Source organism: Streptomyces sp. C10-9-1 (assembly GCF_024497955.1).
Classification (GTDB): domain Bacteria; phylum Actinomycetota; class Actinomycetes; order Streptomycetales; family Streptomycetaceae; genus Streptomyces; species Streptomyces sanyensis.
This window is the reverse complement of the sequence record NZ_JANHKP010000015.1, coordinates 22,714-39,642: the sequence shown is the minus strand read 5'-3', so window position 1 is coordinate 39,642 and position 16,929 is coordinate 22,714. Positions and strand designations below refer to the sequence as shown.

The 16,929-nt window shown below is 72.5% G+C and carries 16 protein-coding genes and 1 riboswitch; of the genes, 7 read left to right on the top strand and 9 right to left on the bottom strand.

The window, feature by feature from the left end; translation table 11 throughout:
- Positions 1-133: 133 nt before the first annotated feature.
- From NPS70_RS21515 to NPS70_RS21495, 5 genes are all read right to left on the bottom strand, one after another.
- Complete coding sequence (locus NPS70_RS21515; RefSeq protein ID WP_256526003.1) at positions 134-871, bottom strand: thioesterase II family protein; 738 nt, start codon at positions 869-871, stop codon at positions 134-136.
- Complete coding sequence (locus NPS70_RS21510; RefSeq protein WP_256526002.1) at positions 868-2,115, bottom strand: cytochrome P450; 1,248 nt, start codon at positions 2,113-2,115, stop codon at positions 868-870. The genes NPS70_RS21515 and NPS70_RS21510 overlap by 4 nt, the downstream gene beginning before the upstream one ends.
- The gene (locus NPS70_RS21505) at positions 2,112-3,881 is read right to left on the bottom strand and encodes a non-ribosomal peptide synthetase (RefSeq protein WP_256526001.1); all 1,770 of its coding nucleotides are present in this window, start codon (positions 3,879-3,881) and stop codon (positions 2,112-2,114) included. Before NPS70_RS21505 ends, NPS70_RS21510 begins: the two co-directional genes overlap by 4 nt.
- 20 nt (positions 3,882-3,901) lie before the next feature.
- Positions 3,902-4,132, bottom strand: coding sequence for an MbtH family NRPS accessory protein (locus tag NPS70_RS21500; protein ID WP_256526000.1), 231 nt, complete (start codon positions 4,130-4,132; stop codon positions 3,902-3,904).
- Between the two features lie 328 nt (positions 4,133-4,460).
- Entirely contained in the window at positions 4,461-4,610 is a 150-nt protein-coding gene (locus NPS70_RS21495) for a hypothetical protein (RefSeq protein WP_256525999.1), read from the bottom strand.
- A gap of 904 nt (positions 4,611-5,514) precedes the next feature.
- Between NPS70_RS21495 and NPS70_RS28765 the strand changes: the two genes are divergently transcribed.
- On the top strand, positions 5,515-6,480 hold the full coding sequence (locus NPS70_RS28765) for a helix-turn-helix transcriptional regulator (protein ID WP_256525998.1): 966 nt from the start codon (positions 5,515-5,517) through the stop codon (positions 6,478-6,480).
- Positions 6,481-6,959: 479 nt separating this feature from the next.
- Here the strand turns inward: NPS70_RS28765 and NPS70_RS21485 are convergent, their stop codons facing one another.
- On the bottom strand, positions 6,960-7,265 hold the full coding sequence (locus NPS70_RS21485; protein ID WP_256525997.1) for a hypothetical protein: 306 nt from the start codon (positions 7,263-7,265) through the stop codon (positions 6,960-6,962).
- 790 nt (positions 7,266-8,055) lie between these two features.
- A riboswitch (cobalamin riboswitch) is annotated at positions 8,056-8,181 on the top strand.
- Between the two features lie 74 nt (positions 8,182-8,255).
- On the opposite strand from NPS70_RS21485, the gene NPS70_RS21480 reads away from it, so the two are divergent.
- From NPS70_RS21480 to NPS70_RS21470, 3 genes are all read left to right on the top strand, one after another.
- A complete protein-coding gene (locus NPS70_RS21480) occupies positions 8,256-8,648 on the top strand; it encodes a (2Fe-2S) ferredoxin domain-containing protein (RefSeq protein WP_256526129.1) in 393 nt (130 codons plus the stop codon).
- A 431-nt stretch (positions 8,649-9,079) separates the two neighbouring features.
- Positions 9,080-9,595 carry a helix-turn-helix domain-containing protein gene (locus NPS70_RS21475; RefSeq protein ID WP_374212036.1) on the top strand — a complete coding sequence of 172 codons (516 nt, stop codon included), beginning with the start codon at positions 9,080-9,082 and terminating at the stop codon, positions 9,593-9,595.
- Positions 9,592-9,972 (top strand): DUF1707 domain-containing protein, encoded by a 381-nt coding sequence (locus tag NPS70_RS21470; protein WP_256525995.1) that lies wholly within the window; start codon positions 9,592-9,594, stop codon positions 9,970-9,972. Before NPS70_RS21475 ends, NPS70_RS21470 begins: the two co-directional genes overlap by 4 nt.
- Before the next feature lie 132 nt (positions 9,973-10,104).
- Here NPS70_RS21470 and NPS70_RS28940 read toward each other — a convergent pair whose 3' ends face one another.
- Positions 10,105-10,860 (bottom strand): transposase, encoded by a 756-nt coding sequence (locus NPS70_RS28940; RefSeq protein ID WP_374212035.1) that lies wholly within the window; start codon positions 10,858-10,860, stop codon positions 10,105-10,107.
- Between the two features lie 446 nt (positions 10,861-11,306).
- Between NPS70_RS28940 and panD the strand changes: the two genes are divergently transcribed.
- Together panD and NPS70_RS21450 are read left to right on the top strand one after the other, a co-directional pair.
- The gene (gene panD / locus NPS70_RS21455; protein ID WP_256525994.1) at positions 11,307-11,723 is read left to right on the top strand and encodes an aspartate 1-decarboxylase; all 417 of its coding nucleotides are present in this window, start codon (positions 11,307-11,309) and stop codon (positions 11,721-11,723) included.
- A gap of 98 nt (positions 11,724-11,821) precedes the next feature.
- Positions 11,822-12,481 (top strand): aspartate/glutamate racemase family protein, encoded by a 660-nt coding sequence (locus NPS70_RS21450; protein WP_256526128.1) that lies wholly within the window; start codon positions 11,822-11,824, stop codon positions 12,479-12,481.
- Positions 12,482-12,832: 351 nt separating this feature from the next.
- On the opposite strand, the gene gndA is transcribed toward NPS70_RS21450, so the two are convergent.
- Positions 12,833-14,275 carry an NADP-dependent phosphogluconate dehydrogenase gene (gndA, locus tag NPS70_RS21445; protein WP_256525993.1) on the bottom strand — a complete coding sequence of 481 codons (1,443 nt, stop codon included), beginning with the start codon at positions 14,273-14,275 and terminating at the stop codon, positions 12,833-12,835.
- A 405-nt stretch (positions 14,276-14,680) separates the two neighbouring features.
- On the opposite strand from gndA, the gene NPS70_RS21440 reads away from it, so the two are divergent.
- The gene (locus tag NPS70_RS21440) at positions 14,681-15,952 is read left to right on the top strand and encodes a transglycosylase family protein (protein ID WP_256525992.1); all 1,272 of its coding nucleotides are present in this window, start codon (positions 14,681-14,683) and stop codon (positions 15,950-15,952) included.
- Here NPS70_RS21440 and NPS70_RS21435 read toward each other — a convergent pair.
- Entirely contained in the window at positions 15,833-16,873 is a 1,041-nt protein-coding gene (locus NPS70_RS21435; RefSeq protein WP_256525991.1) for a DMT family transporter, read from the bottom strand. The two genes, NPS70_RS21440 and NPS70_RS21435, sit on opposite strands and share 120 nt — an antisense overlap.
- Positions 16,874-16,929 lie beyond the last annotated feature (56 nt).

The window sequence follows — 16,929 nt, the reverse complement described above, 5'->3', positions numbered from 1 at the left end:
CACGGACGGTTGACTGGGCGGAGCCGACTCGGGGCGGGGGTGCGGGACGAGTACGGCCGTGCGACCCGGGCGGTTCGGGAAGGCCGTCCCGCGCGGCCCGCCGGGCCGGATCCACGGCCTGTGACGCTGGACGTCAGGCGCTGCCCGCGACGGACATCTCCTGCTCGATGAGGTCGCGCAGCGCATTCGGGAAGCGGAGGAACTCCCAGTGGTCGCCTTCGAGGACGTGGAACGTGGCCGTGGCGCAGTCCTCCCAGCCGGGCCGCACCTCCGCCTGCGGGACGACGTCGTCCTCGGTCCAGCCGATCACCGAGACGGGGATGTCCCGGCTCGGCAGCGCCTTCGCCCGGTAGCCGCGCTGTACCCGCAGGTCGGCGAGCATGGTGTCCGCGGCGATCTCGACGAACTCCCGGGGCATCCGCTGCCCCAGGGCCGCGCACCGGTCCTCGATCTCGGCCACCATGTCGACCTCGGCCAGGTCGACGAAGTTGAGCCTGCCGTACAGGCCCTTGTGCGGAGCACCCCACCCGGAGGCGAACAGCCGCCGGGGGAGCGGCAGGCCCCGCTGCTCCAGGTGCGCCGCGGTCTGCAGCAGGAACGGAACCGCACCGCAGTGCCCGATCAGCGCGTACGGCCGGTCCAGCCGGTCGGCGATCTCCGCGACCAGGCCCTCGGCGAACTCCTGGTGGCTGGTGACCGGGTCCTCGCCGAACCGGTTCTCGCGTCCCGGCGGCTGCACGGCGCAGAACCGTCCCGCGCCGAGCTGCCGCGGCCACGCCTTGAACGAGGAGGCCCCGGTCCCCGCGTACGGCAGTCCGAAGACCAGGAAGTCGCCGTCGTCGGGGACCGGCTGCAGGGTCCAGCGGCTCATGACCGCTCACCGAGGTGGAGCACCATGTCCATCCGGGCCATGCCGTTGATCCAGTTCGAGGTCAGGTGCCTGGGCTCCTCGGGGAGCTCGAACCGCTCGACGTGTTCCGCGAGGATCTCGAACAGCACCGTGAGCGCGGCCCGGGACACCAGCGCGCCGATGCAGTAGTGCGGTCCGACGCCGAACCCGAGGTGCGGGTTGCTGCCCCGGTCGATCCGGAACTCGTACGGGTCGTCCCACACGGCGTGGTCCCGGTTCGCCGAACCGACCCAGCCGCACAGCCAGTCGCCCTTGCCGACGGCCTGGCCACCGAGCTCGGTGTCCACGTTGGCCCGGCGCACCAGGTGGTGGGTCGGCGACGTCCAGCGGGTGCCCTCGTCGACCAGGGCGGGGACCAGGGAGGGATCGGCGCGCACCTGCGACCACAGGTGCGGCCGCTCCACCAGCGCGGTCACGATGTGGCCGGCGACGTGCGGGGTGGTGGCGTGCGCACCCATCATCAGGCTGTAGTAGTTGAGCGCCACATGCCACTCGGTCAGCGGCTCGCCGTCCAGGAGCAGCCCGGTCAGCGCCGTCATCACGTCGTCGCCCGGGTCGCCGGCCCGCATCTTGATCGCCGCGCCGAACAGGTCGAGCAGGTGCACGTGCGCTTCCCGCGCCGCCGTGTGCGCGTCGAGCCCACCGGTCAGGCCGGGCTCGTCGGGCGCGATGCTCACGGCCGACCAGTGCGCGATCTCCTCGCGCAGCTCCTCGGGGATGCCCATCATCGGGGCGAGCATCGCCATGGGCAGGTTGTGCATCAGCCCGACGAAGTCGCCCTTGCGGTCGGCCAGCAGGGGCGCCACGACCCTGTCCACCTCGGCCCTGAGCTGCTCGGTGCAGCGGCGGATCATCGCCCGGCCCAGCTTCTGCATCACCGGGTTGCGCAGCTGCGCGTGGCGGGGAGGGTCGGTGACGGTCATGGTCTTGCCCGTCGCGGCGTCGCCGACGCCGACGGAGCTGAGGATCGTACCGTCCTCGGAGCTGAACCTGCGGTGGTCCTTGAGCAGCTGATCGACGTCGGCGTGACGGGTGAAGTTCCAGAACCCGGTCCCGTTGGGGGCCTTCTGCCACCAGACGGAGGCCTCCTCGCGCAGGGTCTGCCACAGGGTGTGCTGGCATGCGTCGCGATAGGGCACCGGGTCGTAGAGGTCGACGCCGGCCAGCGGGACCCGGGCGTCGCGGTCGGGGCTCGTGATCCTCATGCCCTGCCCCCGACCGGCTGCAGCTCGTCGACGAGTCCGGTGAGGCCCCGGACGGTGGGCCGGCGCAGGAAGTCCCGCGAGCTGACGGTGATTCCCAGGGCCCGCAGGTGCTCGAGCATCCGGACGCTGCGCAGGGAGTCCCCGCCGAGGGCGTAGAAGTCGTCCTCGACGCCCACTTCGTCCAGCCCGAGCACGTCGGCCATCACCTGGGTGACCAGCCGCTCGGTCCCGGTACGGGGCGCGACCGCCTCGGGCAGGTCGAAGTCCGCGCGGGTGGTCCACGGGCGGGGCAGGGCCTTGCGGTCGACCTTGCCGTTGGGGTCGAGCGGCAGGGTGTCGAGGAGCACGTAGTGCGACGGGGCGAGATAGCCGGGAAGGGCGCCGCCGACCCAGCGCCTGAGCGTCGCGGTGCTCAGCACGGACCGGCCCGCGGGCGACACGTACGCCACGAGGCGCTTGCTGTTCTCGTCGTCGCCGACGGCCAGCACCGCCACCGCGCCGATCGCCTCGTGTGCCGACAGGGCGGCTTCGATCTCGCCGAGCTCGACGCGGAATCCGCGCACCTTCACCTGGCGGTCCGTCCGCCCGACGAACTCGACCTCACCGTCCGGGAGCAGCCGGCCGAGGTCGCCGGTCCGGTAGAGGCGGCTGCCCGCAACCGGTGAGCCCGCATCGGGCACGAAGCGGTCCGCCGTGAGCGCCGCACGGTTGTGGTAGCAGCGGGCCAGGCCGTTGCCGCCGAGGCAGATCTCTCCGACCTCGCCGGGTGCGACCTCGCGGAGCTGGTCGTCGAGGATGTGCAGCGTCTTGTTGTCCAGGACCCGGCCGATCGGCACCCGCTCGTAGGACCGTGCCGGATCCACCTTGTGCAGCGTGGCGAAGACGGTCGTCTCCGTCGGCCCGTACGCGGCGTACAGGTCCCGCTTCACCGACTCCGCCGCAGCCTGCACGTGCTGGGGAGAGAGCACGTCGCCACCCGTCAGCACCGTCCCGACCGAGCTGAACATGTCTACGTCGTGGTCGACGAGGAGGTGGAACAGGCCGGTGGTGAGGAACAGCCAGTCGGGTCGGACCGCACGCAGGGTTCGGCCCAGCTCCGCGACCGAGATCTCGTCCTTGCTCAGGGCGGCCACGGTGGCGCCGCGGGCCAGCGCCGACCAGATCTCGAAGGTCGCGGCGTCGAAGGCGGTCGGGGCCAGGTGCGCGACCACCTCGCCCCGGGCGACGGCCAGCCGGGGGTCCGATCCGATCAGATCGGTGACCGCGGCATGCGTGACGCAGACACCCTTGGGGGCACCGGTCGATCCGGAGGTGTACACGATGTAGGCGAGGTCGTCGGGACGGACGTCCGGTTCCGGCCCGGCCCCCGCGGGCGCGCCACCGGCCGCCAGCGCGGTGCGCATGTCCACCTCGGGGTATCCCCCGGGGCCTGCCGTGCCGGCGGTGATGATGAGTGCCGCGCCGGAGTCGGCCAGGATGAGCTGCTGTCGCTGCACCGGGTACTCCGGGTCGATCGGCACGTACGCACCGCCCGCCTTGAGCACCGCCAGGGCCGCGACCACGAAGTCGGTGGACCGCGGCACCGCGACGACCACGCGCGAGCCGACCGTGACACCGCGCGCCCGCAGCACCGCGGCCAGCGCGGTGGCATCGGCGTGCAGGGCCCGGTACGTGAGCTCGGTGCCGCCCGCGGTGACCGCGACGGCGTCCGGGTCCTCCGCGGCCGCGCCCGCTACCCACGCGTGGATGAGCTGATGTTGCACCACTGCATATCTCCCTTTGGTTCTCAGCGAGCCGAGCGCAGGCTCAGCGGGCACAGGTCAAGCCATGCTTCTTCGATCCGGGCCAGGGCCTCCTCGCGCGAGACGGCTTCGCCCACCTCCTGCCAGCCCTGCGGCACGGGCTGGCCGATTCGCCAGACCGAATACTGATCCTCGTGGTTGCGGACCACGGTGTATTGCGCGCCGTTCTCCGGCACCGCACCTTCGGCAGTCGCCTCGGCGGCCGTCTCATGCATGTTTTTTCCACCTTGTGATTCTGCGAGGTCCACAGTTCAGGGATTCGTGGAGATCGAGATTTCCGTAGCGGTACGTACCGCGCGCACATCTCTCGGTGCGTCGGACCATGCGGCGGCAGTAAGGGAAACGGGGTTCTTGCGAAAGGGGCCCGCGGCGGTGTGCGCCGGGCAGGTCCGGGCCGTTCGGGCGGATGCGCCCGAGACCGGGCGCGACGCCGGGAGGACGTATGTCTGCGCCGGTGCTGCCCGGGAGCTGTGCGGGAGTATCAGTGCACGTCGGTGCCGTGGAACCCGGCAAGGGGACGTGCGGCGGGAGAGCGAGGGCGGGTCACTGCCACCCGAGGTCCGGGGCCATGGCGCTGACGGATTCCCGGGCCGGCGTCCGGGCGTGTGCGGGCTGTTCCGCGGTGACTCCTGCGGCGAACACCAAAGGCAGTGCGCACGCTACACAGAGAATCGCCTTCTTGATGCGCTCCATGAATCTTTTCCTCCCCCTCTCGGCCTTGGCGGCCGAGTTTGCTCCGGTCGATGCATTGATCTTCACCGAACCGAGCGAGTGGGAACAAGCTTTCTGCCTGGCACATTCTGCTCCTGGCAGTTTCATGCCTGCGCCGGAAGCGGGGCCGACTACCGCGGGGGGAGGGTTCCGCCGAGAGGCAGGGGGGTGCACTCGAGGAGAAGCCAGTCGCCGACCGGGCCTCCGGAACGGGTGACGGCCCCCCAGAGTGCGCGTACGTGGGACTCCGCGGCCGCGGCGTCCTGCGCCGACACGAAGAGGACGCCGCGGGCACCCTCCCTGCTCATGTGCAGACGCATGTGCTGGAGCCGGCCGTGGTTTCCGTCGTGCTGCAGGAGAGCGCTCCTCAGCTTCTCCTCGGCCGTCGGCGGCAGGGGAGGCGGGGACGACCACGAGGCAGCTATGAGAAACAACGGTGTCACCCTTTCGGGATGAGTCGGGCCCGGAACTCGTCCGCGCGACCGGACGAGAGGGGCCGATGTCTTCGGTGGGCGTGGATCGGCAGTGGCCGTTGGGATCGCGGCGACGGCTGTGCCGGGCGCCGGCGGCAGGCGGGATGCCGGCTCCCGGGGCGCGGGGCGGAGGCGTCCGGCCGCAGGTGGGGTACCAGGACGGCACCTGACGGACCCGTGCCTCGACCGCGCGGCCGGTGAGCGGTCCTGCGGCGCTCGGTCAAGCGGATTTCGGGTGCTGCCGGATCCGGCGTCAGGGTGACGCACGGGTAACGATGACGACGTACAGTGCCGCCAGGGCGGCGTCCGGGTCTGTTGTGGCCCACCGGCCGGCGGGCGCCCTTCGCCGTAGTCGCAACCAGCACGAACATCGGACTCATTCACCTAGGAGAGATGTGCTCCACACGTGGGAAGTGGGAGATGCCACCGACACCGTCTACCGGGAGATGCTGCGCAGCCCGGGCATCGGCATAGCGGCGCTGTGCGCGAAGCTGGACCTGACGGAGGACCAGGCCCGTGACGCGCTGGACAGGTTGGCCGATCTGGCTCTGATCAACGCATCGTGGGACGCGGTCGGCAGCGCCCGCCCCGTCAGTCCGCACCTGGGGTTCCAGGCGCTGTGGGCGAAGCGGCAGGCCGAGATCGCCGGCCAGCAGAAGGCACTGGACGAGGCCCGCGCGCGGATGGCCTCGCTCATCGATGACTACATGACGGAGTATGCCGGGGCGCGGGGCTCCGGTATGGAGCGGCTCACGGATCTGGTGTCGGTCCGCGACTGCCTTGAGAGGCTTGCGTCGGAGACCCGGCAGGAGTCGCTGGCCTTCGCGCCCGGCGGGCCCCAGACCGAGGCCAACCGGGCGGCCAGCCGCCCCCTCGTGGAGGACCTGCTGACGCGCTCGGTCTCCGTCAAGACGATCTACCTGGAAAGCATCCGCAACGACGTCGGGTCGGTGGAGCACTCCACCTCGCTCGCCGCTCAGGGCGCGGCCATCCGCACGGTCGCCCACCTCCCCTTCCGCATGCAGATCGTGGATCGCAGAGCGGCACTCATCCCCCTCCGGCTCGAGGACTCCGCCCAGGGCGCGCTCCTCGTCGAGGAACCCGCGGTGGTGTCCGTGCTGTGTGCGCTGTTCGACATGGTGTGGGCGACAGCCGTTCCGCTGGGAACAGCGGCCGCACCGACCGGCGACGGGCTGTCGCCCCAGGAACGGGAGCTCCTGAGGCTGCTGGCCCAAGGACTCACCGACGAGGGCGTGGCCCGCAAGCTCGGCGTGTCCATCCGTACGGAACGGCGTATGGTCACCAAGGTCTCGGAACTCCTCGGCGCCCAGAGCCGCTTCCAGTTGGGGCAACGAGCGGCCGAGATGAGACTGCTGTAGCCCGGCTCGCCTCGGCCCTGCCAGCCTTCCATGGATTCGGGGGCGGGGAGATTCATCCGGGTGGCAGGAACCAGGCAAGGCAACTTTGTGCCAGGGGGCTGGGGGAACGCCGTGGACCGGTGTCCCGGGGGGTGAGGCCGGTGGCCCGGCCGTGTGCCGGCGTCTGCGGAGACGGAGCGTGCTGCTTCCGGCTGCTGCCCCGCCGGGCGAGGTCCGGCGCCGGGACCGGCCGGGTCGGGCAGGCCCGGACGATGCCGTCGGCGAGGGCGGGAGTCACGTCGTGGCGTGACCCGGCGTCACACAGGAGGACCACGGGCGGTGTGCCCTCGGGTCCGTCGACGCCCTGGACCCTGCCGCCGCCCCGGCGGTGTCGCACCGGACGGGCAGGGGCCCGGCCGCGATCGGGCGGCCTCTCCTCGGGCCCTCACCCGCAGGACGGCCGGCTTCCAGGACAGGGCTCACCGCCTGCTGCCTGCCCGCTACCGATCGCCGCTTGACTCCCCGGTGCCGTATCCGTACGGATCGTCGTCTCCCGGCGGCGGAGGGAGCACCAGATCGCCCGGCAGCGGACCGTGGTCCTGCTGGCGCGCGTAGCGGTGCATGCGGACCCGCAGGTGCATCTTCCGCTCCTGCACCCGCAGTCGGCGTCGCTCCCGCCTGCCCGCCTCGTCGTCGTCCAGGTCCTGGATGAGCCGCCGGTTGTCCCAGTAGTCGCGTTCCTGGTCGGCTACGCCCTCTCCAGGAGAGGCAACGCCCCTGTCGTCTTCATCCCACTGGCCTGCCATGCGGATCAGACTACTGGCTGCACCGCGCACGGGCGTGCCGTCCGCTCCTCCCGCGGGCCCGCCCGCCACGGCGAACGCGACGACCCGCGCGGGGGCCGCACCCGCACATGTACCCGCAGCGGGCCCACCCCGGGCGCCGGGACCCCATGGCGCCGATGACCTGCATCGATGCGGTCGTCCCCCGGAACTGCGCGGAGTGGTCGTTCAGCGTCCTTCGGGATCGGGGCTGCCCGCGCGGCCGGTCTCCCCATGCGCGCCCGGGGTCCGTCGACACGTACCGGACCCTCCATGGGAAATGGCGTTGCGGCGGGCCCGGTGGTGCGGGATGTCCTACCGCCACGGGCGCTGCCGAGGGCACGTCGGGTGACTGTCCGCCAGTGCAGGGCGGAAGCCCGGCACCGACCGGCCCGGTGGCTGCTCGCCGGCGCCGGCTTCCGGGGCACCCCCGCTCGCGTGGGGCCTTCTCGCATGCCCGACCGGGCGGTCGCCGAGTCTGGCGCGCAGCCGAGCCTCGCGATCCGGTCCCCCGGGGGAGCGTGCCGCCGCGGATTCGTCGGCTTCTTCTCACCTGCCGGTCAGGCTGACCGGGAGGGGTTCCGCTGGCACGGCATCCGTCTCGTGGGGCGGGGCCTCTCGCGGTGGGGCTCGTCGTCCTGCCGGCCGCGAAGGCGGCCGCGAAGGCGGCCGGGAACGCCCGGTCGAGCCGCCCGCGACGATCCCGCACGCGCACGAGCCCTGAGTCCCGCACCGGCTGATGGAATGATGGCCGGCGACAGGGCGACGGCGGAGCGAGGAAGCCGGTGCGAATCCGGCGCGGTCCCGCCACTGTGATCGGTGAGCCAATCCCCTACAGGCCACTGCCCCGCGAGGGGTGGGAAGGCGGTGGACGAGCTGCGACCCGAGAGCCAGGAGACTCACGTCGTCGCCTCCTCGAACGACCCCGGGGCGGATCTCCCCGGAAGAGAGGGGTGTTTCGGCGTGTCCGAGACCATGGACGACGCGGCGTACGGCGCCGAGGTGCCGGCGCGACCGGTCGGCAGTGTGCCCTGCCGGGTCGTCGTGTGCCGGGACTGCTGCTGCGGCAGCTCCAAGGTGACCGGCGTCGACCACGCCGCACAGACGGCGCGCCTGCGTGCCGAGGCCCCCGTACGGGTCTCCGCCTGCCTGGACGTGTGCGACCAGGCCAACGTGATCGTCGTGCAGCCCTCGTCCGCCGGGCGGGCGGCCGGGGCTCGACCGGTATGGCTGGGCCTGGTCAACGACCGGGACGCAACGGAGGACATCGCGGCCTGGGTGCGGGCGGGCGGTCCCGGCGTCGCGCCCTGCCCGGACATCCTCGACCTGTACACCTTCACCCCGCCGCGCCGCCGGTCGGCTTCCTGAGCGGGGGCGACCGCCAGGGACGTGTCCCGGGCCCGGTGCCTCCCGTAGGAAGCCCTCGTCACGTGCTACCCGGACAACATCGAGCACAGTGTCGTGTGGGCGTCGACACCAGTCATCGACGAGGCATCGGGCCCGATCGTGTACCTGCTCATGTCTACGGCAAAGCCGAGGAAGTACCTGCGTGCGCCGCTGCTCTGGCCCGCGAGCACGGCCTCGTCGGTGCCGAGCGCGGCCGCGACTGTCGGCCCTTACGGTGTCGCACTGACCCCAGGCTTCACGAGTCACTGGCACTAGTCCCGCCGGGGCAGTTGATTGTAAAATTGTCCAATCAATTGAGATTCATTGACTGAAGGGGCTGGGTGATGGGAGGACAGGGGAGCGACACTCCATCTCCGCGATGGCACGGTGTACACAAGGCGCTCGCTGATCCCTTGCGTATCCATCTGCTGGAGGCACTGTGGGAGATGCCGCGGTCCGCACGAGAACTCGCCGATCATGCAGGCATCCCGGTTGATCGCCTCTACTACCATCTGGGGCAGCTTGAGCGGGCCGGGTTGATTGAGATCGCCGAGTACAGGCCGCTGGCACGCGGCAAGGTCGAGCGGGTCTATGCCCCTTCGGTCACCGAACCTCCCGGGGATGCCACGAGCCCGGAAGAGATGGTTGCGTTCCTCGGCTCGATGCTGGATGCCACCCGGGCAGATATCGGTGCTGCCTGGCGGTCCAAGCAGGCGGGTGGCCGCCGGGAGGTTGACGTACACCGTGGTGCGCTGCGGCTGACCGATGAGGCGCTCGCGGAGCTGCGAGGCCATATCGAACGACTCGCCGTCCGGTTCGGGGACCGCGATGCGCCGGGGGTCTGGACGCGGGTGGTCATCGCGCTCGTCGACCTGCAGGACCGTCCATCCCGAGATTCCGCTCCGCCTACTACTGAAAGGTCACCATGAAGGACCATGAGGAGCACACGGCCAGCGCGGTCATCCGGGCCTCGGATGCCGAGCGGGACCGGATCGAGGCGCAGTTGAAAGACCACTTCGCGGGGGGTCGGCTGACACTGGCAGAGCTCGAAGAGCGTGTGGCCGCGGCCTATGCAGCGCGCACCCGCGAGCAGCTCGATGTCCTCGTGAAGGATCTGCCGAGGGAAGCGGACGTACCTGCATCACACGGTCATGGAATCGACTCGAACCTGCTGATCATCCTGTTATGCGTCGCGCCTCCTGCGGCGCTCGTCTACTGGCTCATGTCCCAACGCGCAGCACGCCGAAGCCGCCCCCGAAGACCGGAGCTGGCTCCGACCGATCCGAAAGACGAGTCTGCGGGTTAGCCGCCGGTCAAGACTCCGTAGTGATCTGATCGGTCGGCGCTGGCCCGGCTGCCGACTGTGCTGGCCTTCTGGCCAGCGCCTGCTGTCTCGGGCAGCCCGCGTCGTGTGAATCCTCGTGTCGGAGGTTCCCTACTACCTCAGCCCTGCCTGGGCGGAGGTGATCGGCGTCGGCTGTGAGGTGTCGGTGAAGACGGGCATGCCAAGGTCAACTAGTTGTGGCCGACCGTCGGCCCGGGTCCGGCTGAGGCTGTTGAGCTTGGCGGTGGCGGCGTCGAGGCTGACCTGGAGCCCCTCCACCTCGCCGAGCCAGCCGTTGCCGCGGGCTTCGCGGATGCGCTCGCGGAGGTTGCGGATGATCTCGACGAGTCGGCCCCGAGCATCGGCATCCACGCCAGCAGGTACAGGGCCTGGTGAAGGTTCAGGCCTGGCAGGGGCTTCTGGGTGTCTCCGCTGTTCGGTCAGGAACAAGTGGGCGGCGATGACGAGGGTGACGTGCCGGTGCCAGCTTGCGAAGGTACGGCCCTCGAAGTGGTCCAGGCCCAGGGCTGTTTCCAGTTCGCGGTAGTCGTGTTCGATCCGCCACCGGGCTTTCGCGAGGCGGACCAGGTCCTTGGCGGGGATGTCGGGTGGACGGCCGTCCTTGGGGAAGCCGGTGTCGTCCACCACCCACACCTGCGGCCGCACGACGGCCACCGCCCGCCACGCCGGCCGGGCCCGCACGTCCCTGACCTGCCACGTCGAGGTCGTCATGAACTGCTGCAACTGCTGGTGATCGGCACCGAGCCGTTCAGCCACCGGCTGCATCGACTTCCTGCGGCATCCAGCAGCCCCCCGCAGATACGACGCGTCCTTCGCCCGCTGATCCCGACGCACCAACGGCGCGAACACCTCCGCCGCGAATTCCTCCGACCGGCCCCGCACCGCAGCAAGCTCCCCAGCCCTCGTACAGCCAGCGAACTACCACCCACCCACCACGACACGACCACCTAACAAGGCACTACCAGGTCGCCGCGCCGCTTCGAGGGTTCCCGTGGTGGCGGGGCCCTCGCGGATGTGGGGATCGGGGGCCGTCGCCGATCCATCGGGGTGACGGTGATCACGGGTTCTCGTGGGCGGGAGCTGCGTAGGCTGGTGAAGTCGTCGTGGTCGGTCCTGAGGGGCGGGCGACGCCCCCCGGCATTGCCTGACGACGAGTCAGAAAAGTCGGCTAGTGGTCAGCATCAGTCCTGAAAACCTGGGGACAGCTGCCCGAACCCGCGACTCGTTGTAGGGTAGGGAAACCGCCCTTGACCTGCAAAAACGCAGGCAGGGAGCCTATGTTCAGGAGTGCCTCGATGATGCGAACCATGTTCAAGTCCAAGATCCACCGTGCCACCGTCACCCAGGCCGACCTGCACTATGTGGGATCGGTCACGGTCGACCGGGATCTGATGGACGCCGCGGACCTGCTCCCCGGGGAGCTGGTGCACATCGTGGACATCACCAACGGTGCCCGCCTGGAGACCTATGTCATCGAGGGCGAGCGTGGCAGCGGGGTCATCGGCATCAACGGCGCCGCGGCCCACCTCGTGCACCCCGGGGACCTGGTGATCCTCATCAGCTACGCCCAGGTCGACGACGCCGAGGCCCGCTCGCTCGTGCCGAGCGTCGTGCACGTCGACGCCGCCAACCGGATCGTCGCCCTGGGGTCGGACGCGGCCGAGCCGGTTCCCGGCTCGGACACGGTCCGCAACCCCCACGCGGCCGTCTGAACCGGCCCCGTCCGCCTGGCGACGTGGAGCGGCGGGACCGCACCGCAGGCGGTCCAGGCGCCCCGGACCCACGGCCGGGCGCGGTGATCGCCCCGGCCGTGCTGGCCCTCCTGCACACCTCCCCGGTCCATGTCCCCGTCTTCGACGCGCTGCGCGACCGGAACCATCCCGGGGCGGCCCTGCGGCACCTGGTGCGCGAGGACCTGCTGGACCGGGCGCGGCGCGAGGGGACGGGGCCGGTCGCGGACGAGGTCGCGCGCGCCGTCGCCGCCGCCGCGGCGGGCGGCGCCCGGGCGGTGCTGTGCACCTGCTCCACGCTCGGCGCGGTCGCCGAGGCGGCGGCCGGACGGGCCGGCGTGCCCGTGCTCCGCGTGGACCGGCCCATGGCGGCGGCCGCCGCCCGGCTGGAGCGGGTCGCGGTCGTGGCCGCGCTCGCCGCCACGGTGGGACCCACGGTGGCGCTGATCCGCGAGGAGGCGGCCCGCGTCCGTACCGCCCCCCGGCTGCGGACCCACCTCGTCCCCGGGGCGTGGCCCCGGTTCACCTCCGGCGACCGGGACGGCTACCTGGACGCGGTTGCCCGCGCCGTCGACGCGGTGCGCGACGCCGATGCGGTCCTGCTGGCGCAGGCGTCGATGGCGGACGCCGCGGCGCGGGCCCGTACGGCACTGCCGGTGCTGAGCAGTCCCGCGTCCGGGCTGCGGGCCGCGGTGCGGGCCGCCTCCGGCGCTGCCGACGCGTCGTCCGCACGGCCGTGACTGGATCCGGCGCGCGTGGGAACCCGAGCCGGTGGACAGTGGGAACGACGCACGACGTCCTCTGGAGGCACGGCATGACCCACCCGTACCCCGACCCCGCCCCGCCGGTGCCCACGCCCACGCCGGGCCCGCCGCCGGACCCCGGCCCGCTGCCGCATCCCGTTCCCGCGCCGTCGCCGGTGCCCGGTCCGTCCCCCGACCCGGTCCCGCAGCCGCCGGGTCCGTCGCCCGAGCCGGTCCCGCCCCCGGAGCCGCAGCCCGGCCCGGCCTGACCGGCCCGCGGCGGCGCGCGTCCGGCAGCGGCGCCCGCAGCGGTCGTTCCGCGCGAGGACGCCCCGCCCGCCCCTGCGGTCAGTCCGCCGCGACCTCGGAGCGGTCACCGCCCCAGAGGGTGTGGAAGGCCCCCTCGCGGTCGGTCCGCCGGTAGGTGTGCGCACCGAAGAAGTCGCGCTGCCCCTGGGTGAGGGCCGCCGGGAGCCGCTCGGACCGCAGGGCGTCGTAGTAGGCCAGCGCGGCGGAGAAGCCGGGGGTCGGCACGCCCTTGCGTGCCGCCGTCGCCACCACCTCGCGCCAGTCGTCCTGCGCGGCGCCGATCTCCTCCGCGAACTGCTTGTCCGACAGCAGGCTGGGCAGGTCCGGCTGCGCCTCGAACGCGCCGCGGATGCGGTCCAGGAAGGCCGCCCGGATGATGCACCCGGCCCGCCAGAGCGAGGCGACGGCACCGGGGTCGACGTCCCAGCCGTGGGCCTCGCTCCCCGCCCGCACCTGGTGGAAGCCCTGGGTGTACGAGACGATCTTGGAGGCGTAGAGGGCCTGCTCCACCCGGGCGGCGAACCGGTCCGCCTCCCCCTCGCCGAGCGGCTCCGCGGACGGGCCCGGAAGCCCGCGGGAGGCCTCGCGCAGTGCGGTGTGGCCCGACAGGGACCGGGCGAACACCGCCTCGGCGATCCCGGACACCGGAACGCCGAGGTCCAGGGCGATCTGCACGGTCCAGCGCCCGGTGCCCTTCTGCTCCGCCCGGTCCGCCACCACGTCCACGAAGGGCAGTCCGGTCGCGGCGTCCACCTGGGCGAGGACCTCGGCGGTGATCTCGATCAGGTAGGAGTCCAGCCGACCGGTGTTCCAGGTGCGGAAGGTCTCCGCGATCCGGGCGGGGGAGTAGCCCGCCACCGCGCGCAGCAGATGGTAGGCCTCCGCGATCAGCTGCATGTCGGCGTACTCGATGCCGTTGTGGACCATCTTGACGAAGTGCCCGGCGCCGTCCGGGCCGACGTGCGTGACGCAGGGCGTCCCGTCCGGGGCGGTGGCCGCGATCCGCTCCAGGAGGGGGCCGAGCGAGGCGTAGGACTCCGCGGAGCCGCCGGGCATGATGCTCGGCCCGTGCAGCGCGCCCTCCTCGCCCCCCGAGATCCCGACGCCGACGAAGTGGATGCCGCGCTCCCGCAGCCGGCGCTCCCGGCGCCGGGTGTCCTCGAAGTGCGCGTTGCCGCCGTCGATGATCACGTCCCCCTCGTCGAGCAGGGGGGCGAACTCGTCGATCACGGCGTCCGTCGGCTCACCGGCCTTCACCATGATCACCAGGCGGCGCGGGCGTTCGAGCGCGGCGACGAAGTCCTGTGCCGACTCCGCGGCGACGAAGGCGCCCTCGCCGCCGAACTCCTCCACCAGTGCACGGGTCCGGGCGGCCGTCCTGTTGTGGACGGCGACCGTGAGTCCGTTGCGGGCGAAGTTGCGTGCGAGGTTGCGGCCCATCACCGCAAGGCCCGTCACGCCGATCTGGGCGGTTCCGTTCATCGGTGTGCTCCTGGAAGCCGAAGAAGTCCTGAGGGCGGCCGGTCGGCCGTGCGCCGGTGCATACGTAAGGGCGGTCCGGCCCACTCACCGATCTTCGGTGCGCCGCCCGGTAAGTGCATCCCGTTCCCGGGAAACCCACCGGTTCCGGGCCGGCGTCCGTCAGGTCGGGCCCCGTGCCCGCCCCCGCCGCGGCGCCCTCCCGCGGCCGCGCCCCCCGGCGCGCCCTTCCCCCGCCGGGGCGCTCCCCGGGGCGCGGAACGGGCACCGTACGTGACCTGTCGGCCGAGGACGGCGGTATTCGGTCACTCTCGGCCGAATCGCTTGTGACGCTCCGTTCCCCCGCCCTACGTTTGCCGACTGCGGCATGACCTGCATGCGTGCGTACGGGTAATGGGGGAGCACACCATGGCCGGAACCGGACGGCACCGCCGATACCAGCCGAGTCGCCTGAACAGGGCGTCGCTCACCGTCACCGTCGGCGGTGCCGGGATGGCGCTCCCGCTCATCGCCGCGGGGGCCGCGGGCGCCGCGTCGGCCGACACGTGGGAGAAGGTCGCCGCCTGCGAGTCGAGCGGCAACTGGAGCATCAACACCGGCAACGGCTACTTCGGCGGACTCCAGTTCACCCAGTCCACCTGGGAGGCCTACGGCGGCACGCGGTTCGCCCCCCGGGCCGACCTGGCGACCAGGGACCAGCAGATCGCCGTCGCGGAGAAGGTCCTCGAGGGCCAGGGCCCGCGTGCCTGGCCCACCTGTTCGGAGCGGGCGGGGCTCACGCGCGGCGGGGGCGGGCCTGACACCGCTCCCGCCGCCCACGCGGCCCCCCGCACCGCCCCCGCCCGGCCGGCGGCGCCCGCTCCCCAGGCCTCGCCGACCACCGTGCCCACCCAGCGCGAGGGGTACACGGTGGCGCGCGGGGACTCCCTGTCGAGCATCGCCGAGCGCAAGCGGGTGCGCGGCGGCTGGCAGGACCTGTACCGGCAGAACCGGACGGTCGTCGGCGAGGACCCGGACCTCATCTTCCCGGGCCAGCGACTGGTGCTGCGCGCGCCGTCCGCGGAGCCGGAGACGAAGCCGCGGGACCGCGCCGCCTCCCGGACCGGGGACCGTCCGGCGGCCGGGCAGACCCCGAAGGGGACTCCCGAGCGGGCGCCCGCGCAGAAGCCGAAGGAGACCCCGAAGCAGACCCCCGAGCCCGCCCCGAAGCAGCAGACGCCGAAGCCCGCCCCGAAGCAGCAGGCCCGTACCGAGGCCGAGCCGGCGCCCGAGGCCGGCGGCTACAGCGCCCCGGTGGCCGCCGGCCCCTCCACCGCCTACCGCACGGCTGGCGGCTCCTGGTCGCGGGGCTACCACACCGGCGTCGACTTCCCGGTCCCCACCGGGACCTCCGTCAAGGCCGTCTCGCCGGGGACGGTGGTCTCCGCGGGCTGGTCCGGGGCCTACGGGTACGAGGTCGTCATCCGCCATCGCGACGGCCGGTTCAGCCAGTACGCCCACCTGTCGGCCCTCAACGTGCGCGCGGGCCAGCAGGTCTCCGGCGGGCAGCGGATCGCCCGGTCAGGATCCACCGGCAACAGCACCGGACCGCACCTGCACTTCGAGGTCCGCACCGGCCCGGGCTTCGGCTCCGACATCGACCCGCTCGCCTACCTCAGGTCCCGGGGCGTCCGCGTGTGACCCCGCCTTCCGGCCCGGACCCCGCACGGGTGCGGCCGGCGTCCGTGAGCGACCGCCGCCCGCCGTACGGCCTCCGCCCGTGCGCCCCGGGCGGTCGCCGCCGAGCCGCTCCCGTGTCAGCAGCACGATCCCGCCCGCAGCGACCGCTCCGCAGACCACCGCCAGCGCGGCCCCGAGGGCCCCGTACCGGAAGCCCTCGCCGAAGAGGGCGATGCCGACCGCGGCCGCCGCGACGGGGTTGACCACGGTCACGGTGGCCAGCGGGGCCGCCAGTCCCGAGCCGCGGTAGGCGGCCTGGGACAGCAGCAGTCCCAGCACCGCGAGGACGCCGACCACGACCAGGGCGGGCCAGTGCCGCAGCGGGGCGTTCCATGCCCAGTCCTCCGCGACGGTCTTGGTGAAGACGGACGCGATCCCGAACGCCACCCCCGCGGCGGTGGCCAGCAGTACGCCGCGCAGCACGCGGCGGTGCACGCCGTGTGCGGCGAGGAAGAGCAGCGCCACCGTGCCGAAGGCCGTGGCCGCGAGCACGGCGCGCTCCCCGCTCCCCGGAGTGACGCCCGTACTGCCGTCGGTGAGCGCGAGGAGCCCCGCCAGCCCGGCCGTCGTCAGGAGCGCGCCCCGCCAGGCCCGGGCCCCCGACCCGCGGCGGACGAAGAGCGCGGCCATCGGCAGGGCGAAGACGAGGGTGAGCGCTCCCAGCGGCTGCACCACGCTCAGCGGCCCGTAGGCGAGGGCCGCGACGTGCAGCGCCGCTCCCGTGCCGTTGAGGGCCACGGCGGCCCACCAGCCCGGCCGGTCCACCGGGGCGTAGGCCCGGGAGGCCGACGTGGAGGCCACGTACTCCTGGAGGATCGCCCCGGCGGCGTAGGCGATCACGGAGGCCAGCGAGAGGAGCACGGACAGCGCGAGGGAACTCATGGCCACCACCCTGTCCCCCTTCCGCGTTCACGTCGTCATTCCTGAGCACGCACTCT

Coding starts and splice junctions, on each gene's coding strand:
- NPS70_RS21435 (WP_256525991.1), bottom strand. CDS start 16,873: ATGAGTTCCCTCGCGCTGTCCGTGCTCCTCTCGCTGGCCTCCGTGATC.
- gndA (WP_256525993.1), bottom strand. CDS start 14,275: ATGAACGGAACCGCCCAGATCGGCGTGACGGGCCTTGCGGTGATGGGC.
- panD (WP_256525994.1), top strand. CDS start 11,307: ATGATGCGAACCATGTTCAAGTCCAAGATCCACCGTGCCACCGTCACC.
- NPS70_RS21510 (WP_256526002.1), bottom strand. CDS start 2,115: ATGAGGATCACGAGCCCCGACCGCGACGCCCGGGTCCCGCTGGCCGGC.
- NPS70_RS21440 (WP_256525992.1), top strand. CDS start 14,681: ATGGCCGGAACCGGACGGCACCGCCGATACCAGCCGAGTCGCCTGAAC.
- NPS70_RS21495 (WP_256525999.1), bottom strand. CDS start 4,610: ATGGAGCGCATCAAGAAGGCGATTCTCTGTGTAGCGTGCGCACTGCCT.
- NPS70_RS21470 (WP_256525995.1), top strand. CDS start 9,592: ATGAAGGACCATGAGGAGCACACGGCCAGCGCGGTCATCCGGGCCTCG.
- NPS70_RS21480 (WP_256526129.1), top strand. CDS start 8,256: ATGGACGACGCGGCGTACGGCGCCGAGGTGCCGGCGCGACCGGTCGGC.
- NPS70_RS21485 (WP_256525997.1), bottom strand. CDS start 7,265: ATGGCAGGCCAGTGGGATGAAGACGACAGGGGCGTTGCCTCTCCTGGA.
- NPS70_RS21500 (WP_256526000.1), bottom strand. CDS start 4,132: ATGCATGAGACGGCCGCCGAGGCGACTGCCGAAGGTGCGGTGCCGGAG.
- NPS70_RS21515 (WP_256526003.1), bottom strand. CDS start 871: ATGAGCCGCTGGACCCTGCAGCCGGTCCCCGACGACGGCGACTTCCTG.